This is a genomic window from Metallosphaera tengchongensis (genome assembly GCF_013343295.1).
GTDB lineage: Archaea > Thermoproteota > Thermoprotei_A > Sulfolobales > Sulfolobaceae > Metallosphaera > Metallosphaera tengchongensis.
In genome coordinates, this window is sequence record NZ_CP049074.1 from 1,843,519 (window position 1) to 1,867,113 (window position 23,595).

22 protein-coding genes are annotated in these 23,595 nt (G+C 48.8%); 8 read left to right on the forward strand and 14 right to left on the reverse strand.

What is annotated here, in order from left to right; genetic code table 11:
* Positions 1-11: 11 nt before the first annotated feature.
* The 3 genes from GWK48_RS09935 to GWK48_RS09945 are packed head-to-tail and all read right to left on the reverse strand — an operon-like array spanning position 12 to position 2,397.
* Positions 12-896 carry a hypothetical protein gene (locus GWK48_RS09935; protein WP_246263802.1) on the reverse strand — a complete coding sequence of 295 codons (885 nt, stop codon included), beginning with the start codon at positions 894-896 and terminating at the stop codon, positions 12-14.
* Positions 881-1,579: a lycopene cyclase domain-containing protein gene (locus tag GWK48_RS09940; RefSeq protein ID WP_174631887.1), complete on the reverse strand. Its 699-nt coding sequence runs from the start codon at positions 1,577-1,579 to the stop codon at positions 881-883. The genes GWK48_RS09935 and GWK48_RS09940 overlap by 16 nt, the downstream gene beginning before the upstream one ends.
* Positions 1,549-2,397, reverse strand: a complete 849-nt coding sequence (locus GWK48_RS09945) for a phytoene/squalene synthase family protein (RefSeq protein ID WP_174631889.1) — start codon at positions 2,395-2,397, stop codon at positions 1,549-1,551. Before GWK48_RS09945 ends, GWK48_RS09940 begins: the two co-directional genes overlap by 31 nt.
* A 123-nt stretch (positions 2,398-2,520) precedes the next feature.
* On the opposite strand from GWK48_RS09945, the gene GWK48_RS09950 reads away from it, so the two are divergent.
* Together GWK48_RS09950 and GWK48_RS09955 are read left to right on the forward strand one after the other, a co-directional pair.
* Complete coding sequence (locus GWK48_RS09950; RefSeq protein ID WP_174631891.1) at positions 2,521-2,994, forward strand: sterol desaturase family protein; 474 nt, start codon at positions 2,521-2,523, stop codon at positions 2,992-2,994.
* A complete protein-coding gene (locus tag GWK48_RS09955) occupies positions 2,991-4,394 on the forward strand; it encodes a phytoene desaturase family protein (protein WP_174631893.1) in 1,404 nt (467 codons plus the stop codon). Before GWK48_RS09950 ends, GWK48_RS09955 begins: the two co-directional genes overlap by 4 nt.
* A 413-nt stretch (positions 4,395-4,807) precedes the next feature.
* On the opposite strand, the gene GWK48_RS09960 is transcribed toward GWK48_RS09955, so the two are convergent.
* From GWK48_RS09960 to GWK48_RS09970, 3 genes are all read right to left on the reverse strand, one after another.
* Positions 4,808-5,242 carry a hemerythrin domain-containing protein gene (locus GWK48_RS09960; RefSeq protein ID WP_174631894.1) on the reverse strand — a complete coding sequence of 145 codons (435 nt, stop codon included), beginning with the start codon at positions 5,240-5,242 and terminating at the stop codon, positions 4,808-4,810.
* Positions 5,243-5,327: 85 nt separating this feature from the next.
* Positions 5,328-6,014, reverse strand: a complete 687-nt coding sequence (locus GWK48_RS09965; protein WP_174631913.1) for a hypothetical protein — start codon at positions 6,012-6,014, stop codon at positions 5,328-5,330.
* Positions 6,015-6,205: 191 nt separating this feature from the next.
* A complete protein-coding gene (locus GWK48_RS09970; protein ID WP_174631915.1) occupies positions 6,206-7,339 on the reverse strand; it encodes an MFS transporter in 1,134 nt (377 codons plus the stop codon).
* Positions 7,340-7,437: 98 nt separating this feature from the next.
* On the opposite strand from GWK48_RS09970, the gene GWK48_RS09975 reads away from it, so the two are divergent.
* A complete protein-coding gene (locus tag GWK48_RS09975; RefSeq protein ID WP_174631917.1) occupies positions 7,438-8,244 on the forward strand; it encodes an Lrp/AsnC family transcriptional regulator in 807 nt (268 codons plus the stop codon).
* Between the two features lie 238 nt (positions 8,245-8,482).
* On the opposite strand, the gene GWK48_RS09980 is transcribed toward GWK48_RS09975, so the two are convergent.
* Positions 8,483-9,289: a hypothetical protein gene (locus GWK48_RS09980; protein ID WP_174631919.1), complete on the reverse strand. Its 807-nt coding sequence runs from the start codon at positions 9,287-9,289 to the stop codon at positions 8,483-8,485.
* A gap of 513 nt (positions 9,290-9,802) precedes the next feature.
* On the opposite strand from GWK48_RS09980, the gene GWK48_RS09985 reads away from it, so the two are divergent.
* Positions 9,803-10,642 (forward strand): DMT family transporter, encoded by an 840-nt coding sequence (locus tag GWK48_RS09985; RefSeq protein WP_174631921.1) that lies wholly within the window; start codon positions 9,803-9,805, stop codon positions 10,640-10,642.
* 193 nt (positions 10,643-10,835) lie between these two features.
* Complete coding sequence (locus tag GWK48_RS09990) at positions 10,836-11,081, forward strand: hypothetical protein (protein WP_174631923.1); 246 nt, start codon at positions 10,836-10,838, stop codon at positions 11,079-11,081.
* A 35-nt stretch (positions 11,082-11,116) separates the two neighbouring features.
* Here the strand turns inward: GWK48_RS09990 and GWK48_RS09995 are convergent, their stop codons facing one another.
* A complete protein-coding gene (locus GWK48_RS09995) occupies positions 11,117-12,292 on the reverse strand; it encodes a hypothetical protein (protein ID WP_174631925.1) in 1,176 nt (391 codons plus the stop codon).
* Positions 12,293-12,526: 234 nt separating this feature from the next.
* Positions 12,527-14,224: an AAA family ATPase gene (locus GWK48_RS10000; RefSeq protein ID WP_174631927.1), complete on the reverse strand. Its 1,698-nt coding sequence runs from the start codon at positions 14,222-14,224 to the stop codon at positions 12,527-12,529.
* Between the two features lie 326 nt (positions 14,225-14,550).
* On the opposite strand from GWK48_RS10000, the gene GWK48_RS10005 reads away from it, so the two are divergent.
* Entirely contained in the window at positions 14,551-14,694 is a 144-nt protein-coding gene (locus tag GWK48_RS10005) for a hypothetical protein (RefSeq protein WP_174631928.1), read from the forward strand.
* Positions 14,695-14,851: 157 nt separating this feature from the next.
* Positions 14,852-15,664, forward strand: a complete 813-nt coding sequence (locus GWK48_RS10010) for a cation diffusion facilitator family transporter (protein ID WP_174631930.1) — start codon at positions 14,852-14,854, stop codon at positions 15,662-15,664.
* Positions 15,665-15,735: 71 nt separating this feature from the next.
* On the opposite strand, the gene GWK48_RS10015 is transcribed toward GWK48_RS10010, so the two are convergent.
* Complete coding sequence (locus GWK48_RS10015; RefSeq protein WP_174631932.1) at positions 15,736-16,113, reverse strand: cupin domain-containing protein; 378 nt, start codon at positions 16,111-16,113, stop codon at positions 15,736-15,738.
* 137 nt (positions 16,114-16,250) lie between these two features.
* Positions 16,251-16,565, reverse strand: coding sequence for a Rieske (2Fe-2S) protein (locus GWK48_RS10020; protein ID WP_174631934.1), 315 nt, complete (start codon positions 16,563-16,565; stop codon positions 16,251-16,253).
* A 142-nt stretch (positions 16,566-16,707) separates the two neighbouring features.
* Here GWK48_RS10020 and GWK48_RS10025 point away from each other — a divergent pair, with 142 nt between their 5' ends.
* Positions 16,708-19,074, forward strand: a complete 2,367-nt coding sequence (locus GWK48_RS10025; protein ID WP_174632746.1) for a plasma-membrane proton-efflux P-type ATPase — start codon at positions 16,708-16,710, stop codon at positions 19,072-19,074.
* A 324-nt stretch (positions 19,075-19,398) separates the two neighbouring features.
* Here GWK48_RS10025 and thiC read toward each other — a convergent pair whose 3' ends face one another.
* The 3 genes from thiC to uvsE all read right to left on the reverse strand — a co-directional run bounded on the left by thiC (position 19,399) and on the right by uvsE (position 23,588).
* Complete coding sequence (gene thiC, locus GWK48_RS10030) at positions 19,399-20,703, reverse strand: phosphomethylpyrimidine synthase ThiC (protein WP_174631936.1); 1,305 nt, start codon at positions 20,701-20,703, stop codon at positions 19,399-19,401.
* A 237-nt stretch (positions 20,704-20,940) separates the two neighbouring features.
* On the reverse strand, positions 20,941-22,374 hold the full coding sequence (locus tag GWK48_RS10035; protein WP_174631938.1) for an MFS transporter: 1,434 nt from the start codon (positions 22,372-22,374) through the stop codon (positions 20,941-20,943).
* Positions 22,375-22,715: 341 nt separating this feature from the next.
* Entirely contained in the window at positions 22,716-23,588 is an 873-nt protein-coding gene (gene uvsE, locus GWK48_RS10040; RefSeq protein ID WP_174631940.1) for a UV DNA damage repair endonuclease UvsE, read from the reverse strand.
* Positions 23,589-23,595 lie beyond the last annotated feature (7 nt).

Here is a 23,595-nt window from a genome sequence, read left to right on the forward strand (position 1 = left end):
CAACCTAGCGGTCAGGTTCGAGAACCCCACAACAGGTAGTTAAGGTAAACCTCATTCACGTAAGACTTAAGGAACCTAAGCTCACCGAAACCCAGGCTTCCCCCTCTCTCCTCAGCGATCCTGAACTTTATGAACTCGCTGTCCCCTCTCATCTTCATGGAGAGTAAGACGTCTTCGTATCCGTTTATGAAGGTCTCGTCGAGGACTCTCTCGTGGAGGATTCTCCTGTTGAGGACCATGAAGCTCCCAGCGTTTATGAACGAGTCCTTTACTTCCCCAGCTACCCTCTTCATGGGGCCTAGCATCGAGTCTATGACCACAAGGGTCTTGACGCCAAGTTGGGCTCCGTACTTCAGGGTAAGGTAGCTGTAGACCTCGGCAGGGGGTAACCTCATGACCTTCCCGAACACGTTCATTCCCCTTAAGAACGAGGGGCTCATCTTGACTAGGCTGACCCTATAGCTGTGGTAAGAAGAGGGGGAGGCCATGACCAATCCCCTCGTAGCGACGCTCAACTCGTCTACAAGTGTCTTCACTCCATCCACCTTATGCACGTCATCGTTGGACACCACCACCCACCTCGGAGAGAGGTCCATAGCCCTCCTTATCCCTGCATTTACGCTACTAGCGTAGTTGAAAAAGTTACCAGAGCTCTCAACCAGGACAACGTGGAGCGGGTGAAATATCCTTGACGCTTCCCTCGACCTCCTTCCCTTGGAGTCGGCTGTTGGTATTACCACGACGACCTCCTGATCCCCCTCCACCTCCACTATCCTCAAGTCAGCCCTCGGTCTCCCCTTCATCCAGTCCAGTATCCTTTCCCTGCCTAGGGAGTAGAGCCTCTCCACCTGAACGGGGTCCTGACTGGAGAATAGTTCCTCTATGTGGAGCTCCAAACCTTGGCACCTACCCTATATATGGAAGTGTAAAAGTTCATCATTGAGAGGGAGTAAATAGCGTCCTCAACTGGGATCGTGAGGATCCGTATCCCGAGGATAGAGTGCGTTCCGTACACTACGACTGGTAAGGACGTGAGGAAGTAGTCGAACACCAGGAACGGTATGAAGGTGAGCAATACGAAAACCCAATAGTTCCTAGACCTCAGCATTTCCCCGTCTAAGAATTGGGCAGTCAACAGGGAGGCAGAGAGGTAGACCAAGTCCACAAAAGTGTAAGAGTAACTCAAGAACAGGAAGTCCAATAAAAGGATGACCAACGCTGTGCCCACTACCTTTCTGCTCGTCACGAACCGGAGTTCCTTGTCCCTAAACTTGTTGAAGAGGAAGTCGTAGATCAAAAGCGTAGCGAAAGGAGTCACCACGAAGAAGAGGACCTCCTCCACCGGGAGGTTCACCACGTAAATTCCCAAGACCCACTTAGGGTTGAACCCCCAAGAACCCTTGAGCGTAGCCAGGAAATCCCACACTATGTAAATGGGAGAGATCGTCCCTATTGCAGTGATTAATGACTTATACATCCTTTTGACGTGAAACGCAAGGGATATAACCAAGGTCGGGAAGAATATCATGGAGTCTATCTCCAGGTAGGCTAGATGCGGTAGGAAGAGACTAAACTCCATATAGGCACACCGATAAAGTTGAATAGACCCCTAGCGAGTATCCTCCTCCTCTTGGGCTTCACCTTCACCTTGTTCACGACGCAGGGGTCTAGAAAGATCCTCATACCTGTCCACTTGTACATGTCCGCTGCAGTCTTTATGGGTATCAAGTACCTTGAGGGGATCATTCTGTACCCCTTTTCAGCCTCCCTCTGGTATGACATGAACCTGTCCAACTGGAACCTCATGAACTCCCTGAACCTGTCGTTACATTCCTCAAAGTCCTTCAGACCGAACTCCTCCATCTCGTTTACTGGTAGGTACTGCCTCCCCATGTTTAAGTCCTCCCTTAAGTCCCTAATGAAGTTTAGGTACTGCATTGCCCTACCCAGCATCCTGGCGTAGTGCGCTGACTCCTCCCGCAGGTGTAGTACCTTCATCATCATGAGACCTACCACCTCGGCTGACCCGTACATGTAACTTAGGGTCTCATCAATGGTATAGTATACCTTCTTCTTAAGGTCGCTCTCCATTGCGTCCAGAAAAGCGTCAACCCACTCCTTCTTAAACTCCCTCTCCCTCATGAGACCCACGAAGTTGGTCAACACCACGTCGTCAGTGGACTTCCCGTCAAGGGTCAACTCGAACTTGTCCCTCATCTCGTAAAACTCCTTTGCCCTTTGTGGGACGCTGTCGACTAAGTCATCGAAGACCCTAACGAAAGCGTAAAGTCTAGTTACATCTTCCCTGACCGCCCTAGGGAAGAGTAGAGTACTATTATAATACGTTGTGCTACCCTTTCTAAAGATTGATTCAAGGGCGTTAATGGAACTTTTCATAACTATGTTTTTCAGCTAGGTTTAGCAAAAGTAATTGTGTAAATTAAATTCTTCAGACCTTTTTTATACTGCCATTAAAACTACACTAATAGAATCTTTTAAATCCTCCAGAGAGTGACTCCCATGGCAGTTTACTTGATAATACAGTTGGTCGCTATAGGGGTAGGAGTCTTCGTAGGGATGGAGTTCTTGGCAAGGTTGATGCACAAGTACGTGATGCATGGAGTCCTGTGGTCAGTACACAGTGACCATCATAGGGAAAAACACGGAGAAGTGGAAAAGAACGACGCTTTCGGTGCCCTGTTCGCCGGGGTAGCTATTTTCTTAGTCATAGAGTGGTTGAGGGGAGGTGACCCGATCCTCCTGGCTATAGCCATGGGCATGACAGGTTACGGGATCGCATACGCTTTCGTCCACGACATGATAATCCACGATAGACACCTCCACTTGAGGGCCTGGGGGATGAGACACAGCCCCTTCAGGGAACTGATCCTAGTTCACGATGTGCACCACCAGGAAGGGGAAGGTAACTGGGGCTTTCTCTTCATAATTAGAGGACTGGACAAGGTCCCGGAAGAGGCGAGGTATAGGTCATGAGGGCGGTAGTGGTAGGGGCTGGCATAGGGGGTCTGTCCACCGCTCTCCTACTCCAGAAGAAAGGATTGGAAGTAACAGTGCTCGAGAAACTGGACGTCCCGGGAGGTAGGGCAAGGGGTTTTTCGGATGCAGTCTACTCCTTTGACATGGGCCCGTCCTGGTACCTGATGCCGGAGGTCTTCCAGAGGTTCTACAGGGAATTGGGGGAAGGAACTCCGGAGGTGAAGGAGGTTGACCCCCTTTTCTCCCTATACGTCGGGGACATGGGTAAGGAAGGGACGTCGAGGACCTTCTGGAAGGACGAGTACCCGGTGAGAGGAGACCTCGAGGGGTACCTGCAGGACACGGAGTTCATGTACAAGATGGCGATGGAGAGGTTCCTGTTCAAGGAGATGAGGGTCTATGATTTCCTTGACCCTACAATAATTAAGAACTTGGGCAGGTTCCCTCTATTCACCAGTTTAGACTCCTTTAACAGGAGGTACTTCTCGGAAGACTTCTCGCTAAAGTCCCTGGGGTTCTCCTCCGTGTTTCTAGGGGGCTCTCCATTCAATACTCCTGCTATCTACGCTATGGTCAACTACGCCATCCTGGGAGGGGGAGTGTACTACCCTAAGGGAGGTTTTCAAGGTCTAGTGAACAGGTTGTACGACCTTTGCAAGAGGGCAGGTGTGGAGTTCAGGTTCAACGAGGAGGTGAACAAGGTCGAGGTTAGGGATAAGGTAGTCGCTGTGTGGGGAAGAGAGAGGGTAGAGGGCGACGTCTTCGTGTTCAACATGGACTATGAGCGTGCAGATTCCATGCTACCCTACGACTACTCCTTGGGAGAATCTTATTGGAAAAAGAAGAAGCTCTCCCCCTCAGCTGTGTTGGGGTACCTTGGGGTGGAGGGGGAGGTGAAGGTCCCACACCACTCCATTTTTGTGAACGGGGACTGGAGGTACCACTTTGACTCCATCACCAAGGGAAACGAGCCAGACCTGGAGAACCTATCATACTACGTTAGCTACAGGAAAGCCTCAGACGACTCATTAAGGGGGCAAGACCTAGTGTTCTTGATACCCGTTTCGGCAGGTCTTGAGAGCCTGAACCTAAAGAAGTACATTGACGCTGTTGTAAGCGACTTTAAGGCGAAAACTGGGAGCAAATTCACGATTAAGTATGAAAGGATGTATGGACCTTCTGACTTCAAGAGGGACTACAACGCATTCAAAGGCACTGCATTCGGCATATCCCACACCCTAGACCAGACGGGACCTTTCAGGTTACCGATGAGACACCGGAAGCTCGATAACCTGTTTTTCGTAGGCCAGTACACGCAACCGGGGATAGGGGTTCCTATGGTTACCATCTCATCAATGCTGGTGTCTGAGAAGGTCTTGGGCTCGCTGAGAAAATGAACTGGACACAAAAGCGAAGAAAGGACGTCACGGTCATCTTAACAGCGTCATAGTAACTAGTTTGAACTATTACCCACCCCAGTGGATTAGGCCTACGTCAATTGTATGGTATAGTATGACTTAGGAACTCCAAATTACTAAAAAGTGAGAAGTCTAGATAGAGCATTTGATAAAACCGTTATGTCACTATCAGATAGGGTTCTCTGACCTATCTTACGCCAAGACAGAACGGGATTAGGGAGTGATGAGAAGCTCCTCTGACCCAGAACAAGTTAAGGTCTTCCAAAGTTTGCTGTTAAGTCTAGGCCCTTCCACCATAATACTGCACCTCACGGCTATGAGACAGAGACCGTGATGACGCCCTCTACTAATCCATATCACTTAGTTCCTGGGTAATATTCACGTGTCCTGGATTAGGTCACCCTAAGTCCCGTCACGTTAAAGTACCCACTGAACTTGACCATTTCGTCCAGTATTGACCTCATTACATCACCTCCAGTGGCTACCCTATCCTTGAACAATGTCTCCTCCTCACTGAGGTTGTGGTCTAGGACTATCTTCACGTACCTAGAGATCCAGTCCTTCCTCCTCTGGTTAATGGCTGAGTATCCGTACTTCTCTATGAGGAGATGATCGTTGCTCATGGCCTTTGCCTTCTCTCCGTACATGGGGAACACGTATTTATCCTCAATCCTAGCGTGCCAGTGGACCACGAACTCGTGGGTCTCCTTCAATAGCTCCAACGCCTTCTCCTCGCAACTTTCCAAGAGCGAGAGCGAAATTGAGTACCGGACCCTGAGTACGCAATGTTCGAAAAGGAGGAGGTCTATGGGGTCACGAATCCACATAGGTTAACTTGTAATTGGTGACTAATAACTCTCTCCCTCCAATAGACTGGATCTAAGCGTCACATCTTTCCCTGAAATTTCCGCGTCAGAGGACTACCCTGCTAACCCTATTAGCCAAAATAGCTGAAACAACACCTATGACTATATCCCCAGGGATATACGTTAGGAGGAGGTAAATTACCCTTGCGTCATTAGGGGCGAACCCAAAGACAAACGGTGCAATAAAACCGTACGTGAAGAAGGGGTGGACAAACGAGAAAACGAAGCCCAATAACGCCCCTTCCGCTACAGCCAAGAGGAAGTTAAACCTCGAGCTCCCTATCCCAAATATCTTATTTCTAGTAAGAAAAATGGTTAGGTCAGCGAATAGACCGTATGTTAGCACGTCCTCCACGAGCCACAGAGGTTCCCCGGCGAAGTCAAAGTGGAGGAGGTCTCCAACTAGGTCAAACACGGCCATAGTGAACATCCCAGACCCGACCTTCCTGACTAAGCCTATAGTCAAGAAGAAAGCTAGTATCCTGAACCAAACAGGAGGATTTACGATAGGGAAAATGGGCGAAGGTAGGAAGATCAAGTCCCCCACTACGTGGTCAGCCACGGCCACTAGGGCTCCACCTATGGCTGAGTAAACTAGGTCCAGAGCCGTCAACTTATCCCTCTTTCTAACAAGAAGGATGACAGCTACGACTCCAGCCGCTATGAAATACCCCAAGACTATTTGCCAGGGTGTCATCCCGGGCTTCAGAGTGTAGGGAGCGTAATGAGCCATAATAATTGATACCTAGAGTAATATTTAAATATTTTCATATTTCAAAATTACAGCAAATCTAAGAGGATTAACAGAGGGTTTAGAGTCTAAGTTGTTTAAGAGTTTCCATGGCAGTTCCTCAACTTGGTCTCAGACTGATCGGACTGTGGTGGGCTTACCCCCTTCCGCCGTGATAAGTTAAGCTTGTATCTCTATGACGTCTTAAATTCCCTGATCCCAAACGCGAGGTAGGCAATACTCCCCAAGACGACGAAGGACGACAGGAGGTACTCTGAGGTAGGGGACACATACTGAAACATCGAGTCTCCCACAGGGAAGCCGATCAGAGATCCCAAGGCGGTTGACGACTGTGCAAAGCCGAAAGCTCCCCCTAGTCCACCTTTAGGTACAGTCTTACTCAAGAGGGTCAGAACTGAGTTTTGCGCTACGCCGTACCCCAAAGCCAATAGCACCAGGGAACCGTATGCCTCAACTTGTCCTGTCGGGAAAGATAGAAGAAGGTAAGAGATCAATGAAAGGGACAGACCAAGGAGGGCAGAAGCCTTCTCCCCGACTTTCTTTACTATCCTGTATACCAGGGTGAACTGTGCGATAGCCTGTACAACCCCCACAACCCCCAAGGAAACCCCAATCTGCTCAGGACCCCATCGGTAAAAACGGTCACCGTAAAACGCTAAGGTCCCCTGAAGTATTGCAAAGCTCAGGCTCAGGGCTAGGATTAAGGCGAATTGGGGTCCTGCACCTCTCAGGGTCTCCAACAGGGACGGCCTAGATACCTTCACTTTCTCTACGTCCTCCCTGATATTGACTGAGACTAGGAGGAAGTTGAGTAAGGCCAGCCCAGCTACTATCAAGAAGGTGTTCCTATACCCCAGGGGAGAGAAGACACCTCCTAGAACTGGTCCCGCAACGAACCCTACACCGTAGAAACCTGATAGCATGCCTATGTTCCTTGACCTCTCCTCCTGGTCCATCTCAGTAACGTAGGAGAGTAGTATAGGGAGGTTGCTAGTAAGCGCTCCTGTCAGGAACCTCGCCAAAAGGAGAGGGTAAAAGGACGGGGAAAGACCTATGATCAAGTAGCCTAGGACTTCCGACCCTATCCCTAGACGTAGTATGTTCTTCCTACCCCTCACATCGGACAACCCGCTAACATAGGGAGAGAAGAGCAGTTGAGCTACTGAGTAGGCTACAGTGAGAAGGCTGAACTGGAAGGGGGTAGCACCGAGTTTGAGCGTGTAGTACGGTAGGACCGGTATTATGATCCCGAAACCCACTGAATCAAGGAAAGCTGTCAAGGCTAAGGTCGTTAATACTTTTCCCATGGCCGAAGTTAATAGGGTTATAATATAACTTCATTTTAGTTTTCACCTAACGCGAAAGGTAGAGTCGGATTTTAAACTCCTCACCGCCTATTTCATATATGGACGATATTGATCGTCAGATCATCTTCAACCTACTGAAGGACGGAAGGATGTCACAACACATGCTCGCCAAAAGGCTGAACTTGACTCCTCCATCACTGAACCTAAGGTTCAGAAAGTTGTTGGAGGAGGGGGTGATTAGGGGTTTTAAGGTCCTGATGAACCCCAACTACTTGAATAAGTACTTCGCGTATTATGCCTTTGCCAACACCAAGGACGTGTACTCCGAAGGGATGTTCGTTAAGTTCAACTGCCTTGAGGACTTCAACGTGTACGGATTTCAAGGGAACTCCCTCGAGGAGATTAGTAGGATAGTAAAGGGAATTGCGTCAGAATTGGGGGATCCAGTAATGGAGTACGTGCCTGCGCAAAGTCCGACCATGCTCAAGACGCATTACCTGCTTCTTCTCAAGGTCTTGATGGAAAACCCAAGGGCTGACTTAGGAGATATAGCACACAGGTTGAACTATAAGGTCTCAAAGGTGAGGAAGTTGGTCAACGAGATTACAGAGTTACGGGGCTTCGCTGTGTTGCCTGAGGTGGACTTGATCAAGGCAGACTCAATTCTATTGGCGATATTCACGAGGAGACTGGAGGAGGTCAAGAGGGTTACCGGGAAGTTCTCGATAATCTCTATCCCAGGCCAAGGCTCAGGTATAGACGTAAGTTTTGTCGGCTCAATTAGGACCGCTAAGTCTATAACTGACGTGGTCAGGGGGACGGATCCAGAGGCTCAGGTTATGTTGGTATACGACTACTGGATTAAGAGTGACGTAAGAAACTTGGAACAAGTTCGCGTGGGCTGACCCTACCTCCTTTCTGACGTGACGTCTCAGGAAACGGCTCAAGGGGAACCAGGGGTAAAGTGTGGTTTACGTTAACAGGCCATTATTTTATTACGTGTAACTTGGATAAACCTGTAAACCATAAACCCATGAGGTCCCCAAGGGAACCCTTAAGTACGAGAGTGTATTTATCTCCACTCGCTTCGGAGCGTGAATACGATTTATGGTACACAGACAATATATCCATGTGAGCAAAAAATTATCGGGTTTTCTTTAATTTTTCAAGGACAACCTGATCCACATCAGCTACGTAAATGGTTAGCTCGGCGTTACCGTTAAGCAGGAACAGTCTAGCTAAAGCCTCCGACTCCACCAGCTTAGTATTTCCCAAGTTCAGCTCCGGGGAAACCAACATACCGTTCACTACCTTTCCAACCAAGTTAAAGTTCTCTCCTCTGAGTAACAGGTAACCTGAAGCTATTTTAGGCAGTTCCCTGAGCCTCATTATCATTTCTCTCATATCCCCAGACACCCTGCTCACTTCCTTAAGTTCGAAGTCGATCTTAGGACCTATCCCGTCCAAATAGAAGAAGAAGTGTTGTTTTATAAAGTGCTCAGCCATATTTCCGTACCACTTAGCCTTCTTGTTATATCCTCTAGAGAACACTGAAAAGAAACCGCTCTCGTAATCTAACCTAACTGACGCGTTCACAGACACGCCTTCGCTAACCTCCTTCACCACAAAGTCGAACTCCCCTCTCATCTTCCCATCGTCGCTCTGCCCTACGTAACTCACACTGTTGGGCAATATCTTAGGACCGTCCAAATAACCGTCAACAGTATGTAGGTCTCCGTCAGGATCTTGGAAAAGTAGGGCGGCCTTGAACTTATTGGTAGGTTTTATTGCAGATCCTTGAGGGACGTAATCTCCCTTGCCCTCATCAAAGACCTTGTATAAAGCTATGTGCCCTGACATTCCTGCGAATATGTATGGATCAGAAAGCGCAGAGAATATCGCCGACTTACTTGTCTTGAAAATCCTCTCCTCTTGGTGCTGTTCTATCAAACCTTATCAATAGGTATAATTTGTAAGAATTTATATTCTTTTCTTAAAATCAGTTTATCGAAGATTTACCCCAAATCTTCTATATTGTCATTAATAATAGTTACAAACTGTTTAGTTACTAAGGTTTGATATTTATCAAGTTTCTTCTACTATTCGTATCCAAGATTAGGACCAAAAGTATTTAATGGTAAAAACTAAATAGTGTATAGATCTAGCTGGATAAGTTTAAAATTTAATCCTAAAGTTCCCGATGGGCTGACAGAAGATCGCGTCTTTCGAAAGCACTGCTAGGTCTTTGGGTTCCCATAGAGGAGCTCTACCGTTCTATTTCCTGACCAATCACTATGGAGACCCCTACCCGCTTTCTTTAAAAAGAGATACGGTTCACCCTCATTCTAGACTTAGAGTTGGCTGTGTCCCGTTTAACTGAACCATTCGGGTGACAGTTAAAGAACAAGTACTTAATCAGGAGACGTTAAATAAATTTAAATTTTGAAAATCTTCAACGAAACTGTGAAGGTTCTAAAGTTCATAGTCCCCTACGTGATTATAGGCACATTTCAGTATCACTTTGCTAAGGACGCTATGAGCTACGCTTCTCCCATTTCATTTAACTTGGTGAGATATCTAATCTCTACGTCAATCTTCGTGTTATTGGCGAGGAAGATAGTAGTGAGCAAAGACATACTCCTACTCTCCATCTTCACAGTGACCAGCTCCGTTCTTTGGGCTTTGGGTTTGGAGTTCGTCTCTCCATCTGAATCTGCTGTGTTGAGTTATACCATGCCCCTCTTCTCAATACCCTTAGCCATGTTAGTCATCTCTGAGAGGCCCACATTGTTGGAGGTAGCCGGAGTACTGATAGGGTTTGCTGGAGTGACGTTATATGGGTTTGCATTATTGCACCACTTTAGCTTGTTCGGTGGAGCATTAACCGTCCTTAATGCCGTATTTTGGGCACTTTTCTCGATCTATTATAGGAAGCTTAAGGACCTAGACCCCGTCTTAGTGAACGCCAGTCAGTTCGCCCTAGGGTCAGTCATACTTTTGGCCCTGTTACCCTTGAATCCAAGGATTAGCTTGAACTCCTCTCTACTTGAGGACCTAGGTTATACTTCAATCCTGGGAGGAGCCTTGAGCTTCCTGCTCTGGAACATGATGGTTAAACTGGAGAAGGTGAGTAGGATAACTGTCCTCAGCTTCTCCGTTCCAATGCTCGCTACCTTAGTAGACGCACTGAGCGGAGACCCAGTTTATCCTTTCCAGGTAGTCGGGATCTTGGTGATGTTATTAGGTATACTAATCTCCAGATTCAGGGACATTTTTAAGGGTACAATGGGAGTTAGAGGGTGACAAGGGAAGGACAAGCCTCGACCTTTAGGGCGGGGAGGAGGTCAGCTAGGTATGTTAACTCACGTTATTTTCTCATTTATTCCTAACGATCGGAATGTCTTTGCATATGGCTCTCCCTTAGCCTACTTTAATCTATATATATTATAGAGTTTCTATACAGAAACCAATTAATATCCCAATGGTATTTCCAGACATGAAAAGTTTCCTATTGATCACATTACCGGTCTTGTTACTTGAGGGGATTGCTCTTCACGAGATTGACCTTACTACGCTAATATCGCAGTTGTTGCTGCTGTTGGTCGCGTTGTCACTTAAAAGAGCGAGAATATTCATAAGTTCCGTGACCATGGTCTTACCCTTGGTCCTAGGCTGCTCCATGGCGGAGATAGGTATATCCCTTGAGGTTTCCCTTGCAATTTTATCTCTCAACTTTCCATAGGACTAACGACCTCCCCCTTTGAGTAGGGGAGGGGATCAGATAAGTTCCGCCATTATGGGTTTCACTCTCTCAACAAGGGTCTCGAACTGCTCTACAGGGTCCATCTTAACCATGTAGACCTTCCTGCCGTCCCTGAGCCTTATGTCAATCCATCCCCTCTCTCCCATATTCCGATAGAGTTCAAGGGTACCTTCTTCCTCTGAGCCTCTCTTCCTCGTCTTCATCTTAGGGAAGACTAGGAGGGTCGCTTTGGAGTTGAACTCGTATGTGTAAGCCATGGCTTTGAACCTCCCCTCGGTGATGTAACCTGGGCTATCAGAGTACTTGCACTCTACTAGTACCAAGTCTGAGCGATCGTAAAATATGGAGATGTCCGGTCTTCCCATAACTTTCCTGTTGAAGTCCTCACTGAGGTCGTCCACCCTCTCTATTAGGTCAGTCTTGGTCGCAGGGACGTTGAATAAAATTACAAGTCCCCTCTGGTCCACGTCAACTACCCCCTCCTTGCCCCTAACCGAGAGACCCATTCTCTCCAACGCGGTGACGATGACCATATACACGAAGAGCTCGTACAGCTTGCTAAGGACTAACTTGACATTGACTTTCCTCCCTGGGGACCTGACCCCAGCCGTTGCCCTCTTGGCTATGGTATAAGCTAGGAAGGAGTCCTTAAGCCACTGAGGCGATGAGTTCTCCACCCACCCAGGGGAAGGTGATGGAAGGAACCTCAAGTTTTGTCTGAGCTTTTTCATCTCCCTCTTCATCTCCTTGAAGAAAGGAAAAGGGGCATGTCTTGATTCCTCTACCCTCTCCTCAGAGAGCTTAAGAGTCCTCCTCGCTATCCAAGACAGTGTGGAGAGCTCATCCGTCCTGATGTTAGGTAATAGGGAGTAGTAATAGAAGGGGTAAAATGGAATTGTCCTCCCCACGTCAAGGACCCCTGAGGTGTCCTCACCCAGTTCAGGTACGAATTCCCTTTTTACCCACATGTCTCTCAGGGCTGTCTTTATGGACTGGTTTATCGTCTTAGTAGCTGAATAGGAGAGGTAGGACGACAGAGTCCCCTGAGCGTTTTCAAGGTTAACCTTCTCCACCTCGTCAAGGAGGGATTTCAACTTGGATATTGTGTTAGCCCTCCTATATTGGAGGTAGTAGCGTGAAGTCTTAAGTATCAGGGCTCGGTCCCTGTCGCTTAGCTTAAGGGCCTTCAACATATAAAGTTAGAAAATCCAGTAAAAAACCTTTTTATCCGTGGGCGAAATCCAGTTCCTCCTGTTATTGGGCCCTCTCTTTCTAGGTTCCCCCTGAGGGATCAGCTGGGTGTCCAGGGAAAGCCACTGTAAATGGCGAGGGGTTCAGTCTTTACCGAGATCCCTCTAGGACTGGAACCCAGCCTGACGGAATGGTTACAACCATGGCCCTTTAGGAGGTCAGTTCCATGGCGTTCAGCTCCGCACTCCAGGGGATTTGCCTCTCCTTGATAGCTCGCTTATTTTCTTGTGTACAGTGCGATCTACAGTCCCTAAGTAAATCTTTATGAGTTCATCTATATCTCCTTCCTTCGCAGTCCCTAAGGCCAACTGGTTCAAGACCTTGGAGACTGTAGCCGTGGACAGACAGAACCTTTTCCCTAGCCTTTCCCTAATGGACGAAACAGTCTCCTTGAGCACCTTGATGGTACCATCGGGTAGTTGAGTTCCATTCATCTTCATCCTCTGGACTAGGAAGTCTACATCTCCGTCCCCCTTTGGACAGTCCAGGAAAAAGGTGGAGAACCTCCTGGTCAAGGCGTCCCCTATTTGGTACAGGTTTCTAACGTCTTTCAAGTTCATTGTAGCAATTATCCTCATCCTACTAAGACGTCTCTCCTGACTATCCCTCTCCAAGGCGTTCAGGAGTTCCTTGAGCTCCCCCTGAACTGACGAGTAGGACCTGATCTCCTCAATTAGTGATTGGGGCACCCTCCACTTCATCGGGTCTGCAGAGGAGAACATCGTGAAGAACTCCCCAAAGGCTTTGTCTATGTCCGCCCTATTTATCTCCTCCAGTACAACAGGGAATAGGGAGTCAGAGGTCTTAAGATATGCGCGCATTAGTATACCCATCTTCCAGACAACGTTCCCGTTCCTTATGCTCTCTCCTCCAATGAGATCCCTCCTGGTCCAGAGGGCGTTGGCTGTAGCTTTTTCGTTATCGTCGCACAGGGAGTCGGCGAGTATGGTAGCTATCTCGGTCTTCCCTACCCCAGGTGGACCCACAAGGAGGATGTTCCCAGTCCTTAGCGAGCTTAGTATGAGGTTTAATGTCTTGGGTTCTGGCAAGTATACTTCCTCCTTGATCCTTCCTTCAGCCAGCTTCAGAGCCTCATCTAAGGGCCTACAGGTGGCCCTCCGCAGGGAGATCTTACCTTGGGATCCATGCCACATGTTTATCTGCTCGTAAAACTCTAGCGTCTCCTTTACTTCCCCGTCGAACTTCTTCTGGAGGAACGTTTTAGCCCCCTCCAGGTACTCTTGGTTCTCGTAACAGTTATTTGCCTGTTGTGGATCAACCCCAGGTATGTCCTCGCCTTGGACACCTTCTAAAACGTTCGGTGGATCTCCTCCTTCCTTAGCCCACTTCAATATCTCCTCTTTACGTTCTTCTATCCTCTTTCTGAGGGAGTTGGACAGCCAGATAACCTTGAGCCTAAACCTTAGGATCCAATACCTCTGGTCTTCCTTCCAGAACTTAAAGTTCCTAGTGGCATCGATGTCCAGGTCAGTTACAACTCCAGCCCCAACGTACTTGACACCTGGTGCGTAGAGGAAACCTATTAGGACTTTGTTAGGTTGAGGTCTCATCTCCACCTTTGAATCAGACACTGCAAGGTAGGACTCAAAGTACCTCCTAAAAAGGGCGGGGAACGGGTAACCTACAGGTTCCTCCTTAAGTCTTATCGACCCTCTATTGTCCCCCCAGAGGGTGTAACCAGTTTCTCCTACTATCGAGTATAGGATGGCGCCGTTGAGGTGGAAAGGGGACTCAAGGCTGCCCCTAAAGACGCAGGGGTACATCATATTTCCCTCAACGTACTTTCTTATCGCCTCAGGCTCCTCTAAGAACTTAAAGGAATCCCGAAGATAAAGCCAATTTGAGTACATGGTGAGATTTTTAACCAATTACTAATAAATCTTTATGGGTTGGAGAGAGGTACGCTAGTCAAGCAGGAATGGTCTTTCCTAAAAGTTAAGGCTACTTCCCTCTGGGTGCTATTGTCATAGTTCGGGACAGTGTAAGTCCCCGCTCCATGGGTTTTTAGTACATGTTATGGACCGTTAACTCTTGAGCGTCACGGGAGCAGGAAAGTCCTGGAGGGTCTATCAGGTCTGATGTACAGCGTTTAACGGGAGATACTCATGGTTCCGTTTCCCCGGACCACGACAAATCTTCGGAGGAGTCCCTGTTCTTCAAACCTGGGCTTATACACATGATCATAAAGGGTAACGGCGTGCTAATCATTATACCGGACGAAATTGCGAGCAAGGTCTTGAAAGAGGTGCCGCTTGAAGCAGGTAGATTTAACCAGGAGAGTAACGACAATGAAGAGGGCAGCACAACTGTGAAGGACTGACGACGAAGGGGGCATGGACTTAAGCTTGAGTACCTAGCTAGGAGGGAACCCTTTCCGCGCATCCGCTTTCCAGTCCCTACCAAGTGTAAGGGGATCGCATCCTTTCAGTCCTAGAAACTTAACGAAAGGATTTATTCTAGAAGACGAAATAAAGTTAATGAGGGCTTTTCTGGGCTTCCTCTCAGCTTTCGTCCTTCTGCTAACCTTTAGTGTCCTGTCCAGGAGCGCCACATTGGCTTCAGAGTCCATCCACGCGTTCTTTGACCTCATAGTGGTATACCTGACCATAAGTGCCTCCAAGAGGTTGAACAGGAGGGACTCCCTCTACACTTACGGTATGCATAGACTGGAAGTCCTATACTCCCTCCTCAACGTATTGGTCGTAGTCGTGGGTGTAGTGGTAGGTGCTTTTACATCAGTGATATTCCTACTCCTGAACGTGGAGGATAACCCTGAGCTCCTCATCATCTCTTCCCTACTTGCCTTTCTTCTCTCGCTCTTCGCTTCTACAGAAGAGGTGAAGGGGGAACTTGAGAGGGGAGTCAGGGTGCACGCACTTCTGGACTCCGCAGTATACCTAGGAGGATCTCTCGTGGGTATTGCTGTTGCCTTAACTCATGTCTTCCAGCTGGATCCACTGTCGTCACTATTAATGCTGGCGATTGTTGCGTTATTGAGTGAGCCCAACTTAAGGGAGAGCGTTTACACGCTTATGGAGAGGTCACCGGTCAATGTAGGGGAAGTCGAATCCTCACTCCAGCCGGTCCTAGGAAACGTCCACCACGTCCACGTATGGAGCATTTGCCCCCACATGAGGGTGGCGACTTTGCACGCTGAGGATAACCCTGAAATCACGTTGGAGGAGATGGATAGGAAGAGGGAGGAGGCTGAGAGAGTGCTCAGGGAGAAGTTCTCAATAACGCACGTCACCATCCAGTTTGAGACCAAGAGAAGGGAGTCTGACTCGTGAAAAGCTATAACGACCCACCAGAGATGGACCTCCTTCAGGTCCGTGATGGCTGGGGGGTACTGTCAACTAGTTCACTCGCAGCCCTCTCCCAAGGCCTTTATGCTCATGTCCTCTGGCAGGTCTATGATGCAGAAGAACTCCAGTTTAGACTCACCGTTCACTATCGCATGCTTCACATCTGAGTCTATGAATATGAAGTCCCCTTCCTTAAGCACCCTCGACTGATCCCCCACGCACACCTTACACTCCCCCTTTGTGATGACCACGGTCTCCTGGTACTTGTGCACATGCATTGGGATCACCCCCTTAGGTTCCAGGGTGAACTTCCTGACAGCGTAGTTTGCCCCGTGGTCCTTTGTCACCAACCACTGTATGTACGCTCCCCTAGACCCGTTAATCTGGACCTCCTTCTTCTCGACTTTAGACACGTTAGATATGTAATAATCCATGTTAGATATGAGGAAGTTTAACATAAAAACTTGACCTTTGAAACCTAGGTTAGACTGGGATCCACTCCGCGGAGACCTTACTTCTAACTCCCCTTTCATCGAGGCCTCGGATAGAGTTGTATCCATACAGCCATATCTTACTTCCCCTTCGGCAACTCGGGGAAAAAGGGCTCTCCGTAGTAGGTTGCCCTCCCTTCCTTTAGCTCCACCTTGATGAGCCTGCACATGCTACAGGGGGTCTTCGAGTCTGGAGGGATAACCATCTCCCCCGTCACTAGGCTAAACACCGCCCTATGGAAAGGACACTCTATCTTGTCGTCAAAGATCTTATGTCCGTCAGCTAAGATAGGCCTTTTCTTGTGTGGACATCCTGCCAGCCACATATATTCAATTCCTCCCTTCCTGTATACCATCACAGGGTAACCGTCAACTTCGAGGACTCCCAGGGACATGGGTCAAGTTATGGGGAGGGCGTAAAAAGGTTGTCGTCGGTTTTGTCATGTGTTGTCTAACTCGGTCTTGCATCCACTTATATCCCCTCTGCGGATATGAGGACAGCCTCCGCTCCGAAAATATAAAGTAAGAAACCGATTCATAGACATGGAATACGAAAAAGCCACAGTTGATGAAGTCCTTAGACAGTTGTCCACCCAGAAGTCAGGGCTCTCGGAGGAAGAGGCCACAAGGAGACTCCAGCAGTACGGCCTCAACGAGATAAGAGAAAGGAAGGAGAGTCCAGTCCTCAAGTTCCTGAGGAAGTTTTGGGCTCCAGTCCCCTGGATGCTGGAGGTTGCTGTAGTGCTCACTTTCGTCCTAGGTAAGTACCTGGACATGTACATCATAGCTTTCCTACTGGTTTTCAACTCCGTGGTCGGGTTCATCCAGGAGAACAGGGCAGAAAACGCTGTGGAGATGCTCAAGAGCAGGCTCAACGTGCAGTCCAGGGTTCTGAGGGACGGTAAATGGAAGCTTATTCCAGCTAAATTCCTAGTTCCAGGGGACGTGGTTCACGTTAGGATGGGTGACATCGTACCTGCAGACATCAAGTTGTTTGAGGGGGAACTATCTGTTGACCAGTCAGCTTTAACCGGGGAGTCAATGCCAGTTGAAAGGGGGGTGGGTTCCGTTTTGTATTCCGGTTCAGTGATAAGAAGGGGAGAAGCCACGGGGATTGTGGTACTCACAGGAGGGAGGACGTATTACGGAAAGACCACTGAACTGGTGAGCGCAGCGCGGGCGGAGTCCCACCTAGAGAAGTTAATACTTAACATCGTGAAATATCTCGTGGTGGTAGACGTTGCCCTAGTCGTTGCCCTAGGACTGTTCTCAGTAGCATCAAAAGTAAGCCTCTCCGACGTGCTCCCCTTTGCCTTGATTGTCCTAATTGCCTCTGTGCCTGCCGCATTACCTGCGACCTTTACAATAGCCATGGCACTCGAGACCCTTGAGCTATCCAAAAGGGGAGTCCTGGTAACTCGGCTAACGGCAGTCGAGGACGCGGCCTCCATGGACGTCCTCAACCTAGATAAGACTGGGACTATTACGGAGAACAGGATGAGGGTTGGGGACCCAGTCCCCCTAAACGGATTCCAGAAGGACGACGTAGTCAGGTACGCTTACATGGCGTCTGACGAGGCCAGCCAAGATCCCATAGACAACGCCGTGATCTCCTGCTTGAGTGAGAGAGGGATATCCATGGAGGGGTTTGAGAGGCTGAACTTCAAGCCCTTCGATCCATCCACCAAGAGGACTGAGGCTCAGGTCAGACACCAAGGTAGGATCCTTAGGGTACTCAAGGGGGCCCCTCAAGTTATAGCCTCCATAGCTCAGGTGGACGACCTGGAAAGCTACAACAAGACTCTGGAGGACCTCTCCTCAAGGGGGTTTCGGACGATATCGGTAGCAGTGGGCGAGGAGAAGTTGAGGGTAGTCGGGATCTTACCACTCTACGACAGACCCAGACCTGACAGCAGGGCGTTCGTTGAGGAGATAAAGTCCCTGGGAGTTAAACCAAAGATGGTCACAGGGGACAACAGGTTGATAGCAAAGGAGATCGCGAGGGAAGTCAACATAGGCCAAGTTATTTGCGACATTAGGGAGGTCAAGGAGAAGGGAGGAAGCAGGATAGAGGAATGCGATGTCTTCTCAGAGGTTTACCCTGAGGATAAGTACTTCATCGTCAAGAGTCTACAGGAGGCTGGACATTACGTGGGTATGACAGGGGACGGAGTCAATGACGCCCCTGCGCTCAAGCAGGCCGAGGTAGGGATAGCTGTAGCAAACGCGACTGACGTAGCTAAGGCTTCAGCTAGCATGGTCCTCACCCATGAGGGTCTCATAGACGTGGTGGAGGCAATAAAGAGTGGGAGGAGGATCTACCAAAGGATGTTGACCTACACCATGAATAAAGTCATAAAGACGCTCCAAGTTGTGCTCTTTCTGACCATCTCCTTCTTCGCGGTGAGGTTCTTTGTGACGACGCCCTTCGATATAGTCCTCCTCCTCTTCCTGAATGATTTCGTGACCATGTCAATAGCCACTGATAACGTGAGGTATTCCAAGAGCCCGGAGAGATGGAACGTGCGGAAGCTCGTCACAGCGTCACTTGTCCTCGCCTCCCTGATCCTGATCGAGTCGTTCCTAGTGCTCTGGATAGGCTTAAGACAGGGGTTAAGCCAGGGTGAGATACACACCCTCGTCTTCGACATGTTAGTCATGAGCGGGCAGTTCACAGTATACGTGGTCAGGGAGAGGAGACATATGTGGTCTTCCCTTCCAAGCAAGTTCCTCCTCTTGGCCAGTGGGTTAGACCTACTTTTCGTCATTTTAATTTCCTGGTTTGGGATACTGGTTACTCCATTGCCTCCCCTTTACATAGTTGAGGTGCTACTGATTACGTTGGTCTTCTCATTGGTGGTAGACGTCATAAAAAACGTAACGTTTAAGGCAGTGAAGATTTAGTTGGTTAAAGTCCACGTCGTGGCTGGCCTAGACTTAATGAAGCAAGGCTCTCTGTCCAGAGTTTCTGTGTCACTCTTTTGAGAAACGTCGGGTACAGACCTTGTTCTCCCTTCCTGAGATTCCCCTTGTTTGTCTAACCCTGTTAAACTCTTCCTTGAGATGAATTCCAAGGGTGTCAGTCTTGAAAAACTTCCCTATTACCCGAGACCTATAGCGGTAGATTTGGGCACTCGGTGTATTGAACTACAACGCCACATGTTAGGGACAGAGTTATTCTCGTGGAAGTACTCTACTTAAACAAGGGTTAAAAACCTGGAAAGTTAATCAAGTTTTATCCCGTCCTCTCAATTTCTCAGTAACTCTAGGCAGGACAAGGTAGACGCAAAGGTCTCCGCACATGGTGCAAGACCCCAATGGCCTATCCTTGTACTGTGAGTAGATTTGGATTGCCCTCTCCCTGTCAAACGTGAGGGAAAACATCTTCATCCAGTTTAACGATGACCTCGCTTCGCTCATTTCCCTATCCACAGACCTCACCTTCTCACCTAGCTTTACTAAGTCCCCTACGTGGGCAGCTATCTTGAAAGCGATTAACCCCTCCTTAACCTGGTCAGGGGTCGGGAGGGATAGGTGTTCGGCCGGCGTGAGGTAACACAACATGTCAGCTCCAGCCGAGGCAGCAACGGCTCCCCCGATGGCTCCAGCGATGTGGTCGTAACCCGCTGCTATGTCTGTCGGAAGTATCCCTAAGACGTAGTAGGGTTTACCCCCAGTAAGCTCCTTCTCCAACTTCACGTCCATCTCTATCTGATCCAAGGGCATGTGGCCTGGTCCCTCAATCATCACTTGGACTCCGGATTCGTTTGCCCTTTTAGCAAGCCTAGCGTTGTTTATTAGCTCGGCCACTTGAAACTCGTCGTGGGCATCAGCTATCCCCCCTGGGCGGAGGGCATCCCCTAGGCTCAAAGTTACGTCAAACTCCTTCGCTATCTCTAGAAGGTAATCAAACTCTGAGAAGAGCGGGTTCTCCTTCTGGTTGTGTAGCGACCAGGCTGCCATGATAGTCCCGCCCCTACTCACCACACCCGCAACCCTCCTCCTCTCGGAGAGCTTCCTAGCCAGATCCAAGGTAATACCAGTGTGGACTGTAATGAAGTCAACACCGTCTTTAAGGTGTTTCCTGATCACATTGAACAGGTCGTCCTCTGAGAAGTCTATGACATACTTCTTCCTAGCGACCATTTCATAGTACACTTGATATATGGGTACAGTCCCTACTGGCATGTCGGCCCTCTCCAAGACCTGCCTCCTGACCAGGTCTATGTCACCTCCGTCAGTCAGATCCATAACTGCGTCCGCTCCATACCTATTGGCTACTTCTACCTTCCTCATCTCATCCTCTACGTTGTAGTGGTCAGTGGACGCCCCCAGGTTCACGTTCACCTTAGTGAGGAGCCCCTCCCCTAAGGCGGTGTACCTCCTTAGGGATCTCCCCTCATTCTTGAGGATCACGACTCTCCCACTCGCTACTCCGTCCCTAATTTTCTCCGGTAACGTGCCCTCAACCTCAGATATTCTTTTGATTTCCTCGGTGACTTGGCCCATCCTTGCACTCGAGATTTGAGTCATATATAACTTAGTTATATATCTAGTTATAAGGATAACGTTTCAGAGCATCTGTGTATCCTTTCGCAAAAATGCCTAGATGTCCTAGTAAGCCGAGGAACGTACGAAGATAAAACAGCCCAAGCCTCTATGAAGACTCCAAAATTTTTACTGTTAGCTTGAACTAATTACCGCTGAAGGACATTTTAAGGAGTTCGCTGAGTGGCTAGGGAAGGGGAAAAACCACCAGAGGTTTAACCTTCACTTTGACTCCACAATTACCTCTTTCTTAGGTTTTGCGCTGAACCTGTAGTTTTTCACCGTCACGGAGAGGATCAAGTTTAGGACAGCCATAAATATCCCTACAGTGAAGATTAGGTCGAAGGCTGTGGAACTAGGGAGGATCTCCACCATGTAGGTCCCGTCGAAGGGTAACACATACGCTCCTTGGTATGACGACATTATGGACGTGGTAATGACTGGGCCAACGGAGCTACCTATGTTCCTGATCAAGGTGTTCATGCCTATTCCAACACCCCTGTCCTCTGGAGGAAGGGAGACAGATATCATGTTGACAATGGGTATCATCAAGCACAGGAGCCCTACCATCCCGACCACTGTATCAACGGTTACGTCTAAGGGAGTAGACCTATTTATTATCATCATGTAGAAACCCAACATCATCACTAGGGAGCCTAACGCTAGGATCGGCTTAGGCCCTGTCCTATTTATCAACCTCCCTAGGACCGGCCCTACCACGAACATTACTAGAGTCGCTGGAGCTAAGGTCAGCCCCGCTGAGATCACGTCAAGGTCGAGCCCAAAGGGATGTGGGAGTTGGGTGTAATATATCACCCCGTAAAATAGGGCGAGGATCATTATCCCAGATATTAGACCAGCTACGTTGGCTACCATGACGTTCCTTATCTTCATCAGCTTTAACTCTATGACTGGGCTCTTAGCCCTCTGCTCGTACCAGGCAAAGAAAGCGATGAAGGCTAACCCTGGGACTAACAGCGAGAGGGAACTGGCGGATAACCATCCCCAGCTGGACTCCTGGGTTAGGTACACTAGGATTAAGGTAACTCCAGCGCTTAAGCTCCCAAGTCCTATGTAGTCAATGGTCGTCTTCTTCCTTACGCCTGTCTCAGGGACGAGCTTAAACGCCAGGATCAGGAGCAGGAGTGATATAACGAAGGCTATGTGGAAGGCGTACTGCCACCCAAGGTCCTGGTCAATATACGCACCTACCACAAGACCGAGGGCAGTCCCTATACCCATGGTCCCGCTTATTATCCCCTGGGCCGTGGCTATCATCTCTGGAGGTAGAATGTCTGTAATTATGGCCAAGGAGAGAGGGAAGGCGGCGAAGCCTAGGCCCTGTACTGCCCTAGCCCCTATGAGGAAGTAGATGTTGGGCGAAAAGCCAGCCATCACTACTGCTATGCTGTAAAAGGTCATGGATAGAAGGTAGACTCTCCTCTTTCCGAAGATGTCCCCCAACTTGCCGAAGACTGGGGAAACTACGGCCCCCACGATGGTGAAAGCCGAGGTCACCCAAGCCACTAGGGTCTCGGTGGTGCTGAAGTCTTGCTGTATCTTGGGGACTGCTGGGACGACCATAGTCTCAACGTAGTTTATGAGGAGGGACACAGAGATGAGTATTAGAAGGGTTTCCCTTGCCTTTCTGTCCATGGGGTATATAGAATGGCTACACTTAAATTATTTTCGATATATCTATTAGCTTGCTCTGCTCACGGGATCTGCTTAGGCTGGTTGTGGCCGACGCGTGGTTACTCGTCCTTGAGGTCTATTTGGATTTGTGAACCGTTCCAGGGACTGACAGTAGGAAAGGGAAAGGATTAGTTGATGACTAAATGCTGTGAGGTCCTATGACCAGTCCATAAATCTGTGGAATGTCTTATGGGGATCCTCGTCCTTCAGGACGACTGGGTCAGTTTGAGTAAGAGCTTAGCTCTCCAGTCCAGGATAAATGCTAACTAGAAAAGGGAGGATTTTGACCATGGACGTCTTCTTTACTCAAGTTTACCCATTTCCCTTAATATCCTCACAGCCTTTAAGGCACTCTTCTCTTTATCCTTTACCTCTAACATTACGTCAACACCGTCTAGTCCCTCAGCGAACTTTGCAAAGTTGTCCTCACTTAAGGTCGACGCATGTACCCCAGGCTTAGCACCCCTCTCCTGTTCGCTGTAGTCCAACATCGGCCTCTCCGTCCAGGTCAGCCTAACCTTCTCGAATGCCTCAATAAAGCTCTCACCACTATTGTTGAGGGAATGGTGGAGATTGTCCAGGACTACTGGGATCTTAATCCTCGAGCTGAGCTCAAGACAGTCTTTGACGTTAAATATCCTGTCATCGTTCTCTATCACTAACTTGGACTTGACGTTTTCGGGTAGTTGTTGGTAAGTGTGTATAAACCTGTCCAACGACTGGGCCTTCCCTCCCTTAGAGCTCCCGACGTGTATCTGTACGTGGGCGTCCCTTAATCCCATTAAGTCAAGGAGGTCTGCGTGGTACATAAGTTCCTCCAAGCTCGATCTCACCACGTCATCCCTATGGGAGTTTATGACCACGAACTGACCAGGGTGCATGGATATCCTCATTGAATGCTCCCTCACGAAATCACCTATTTCCCCTAGGACGTGCTGAAGTTCTCTCCTCCAGTCCAGGTTTAACTTGGGATGGGACGCGAAGGGTACAGTGTTGGAGCTGATCCGGAAAAAGGTTATTCCATGTTCAAGGTTCCATGCCAGTATCTTCCTTAGACACTCAAGGTTGGACAAGGAAACCTTAAGGACTTTATCTGGAAGGAGGGAGCTTAACCTCAAGGTCTTGTCAGCGTCGCAACCTATGGAGTAGTTAGTCGAGACGTATCCTACTTTCACGATGGTG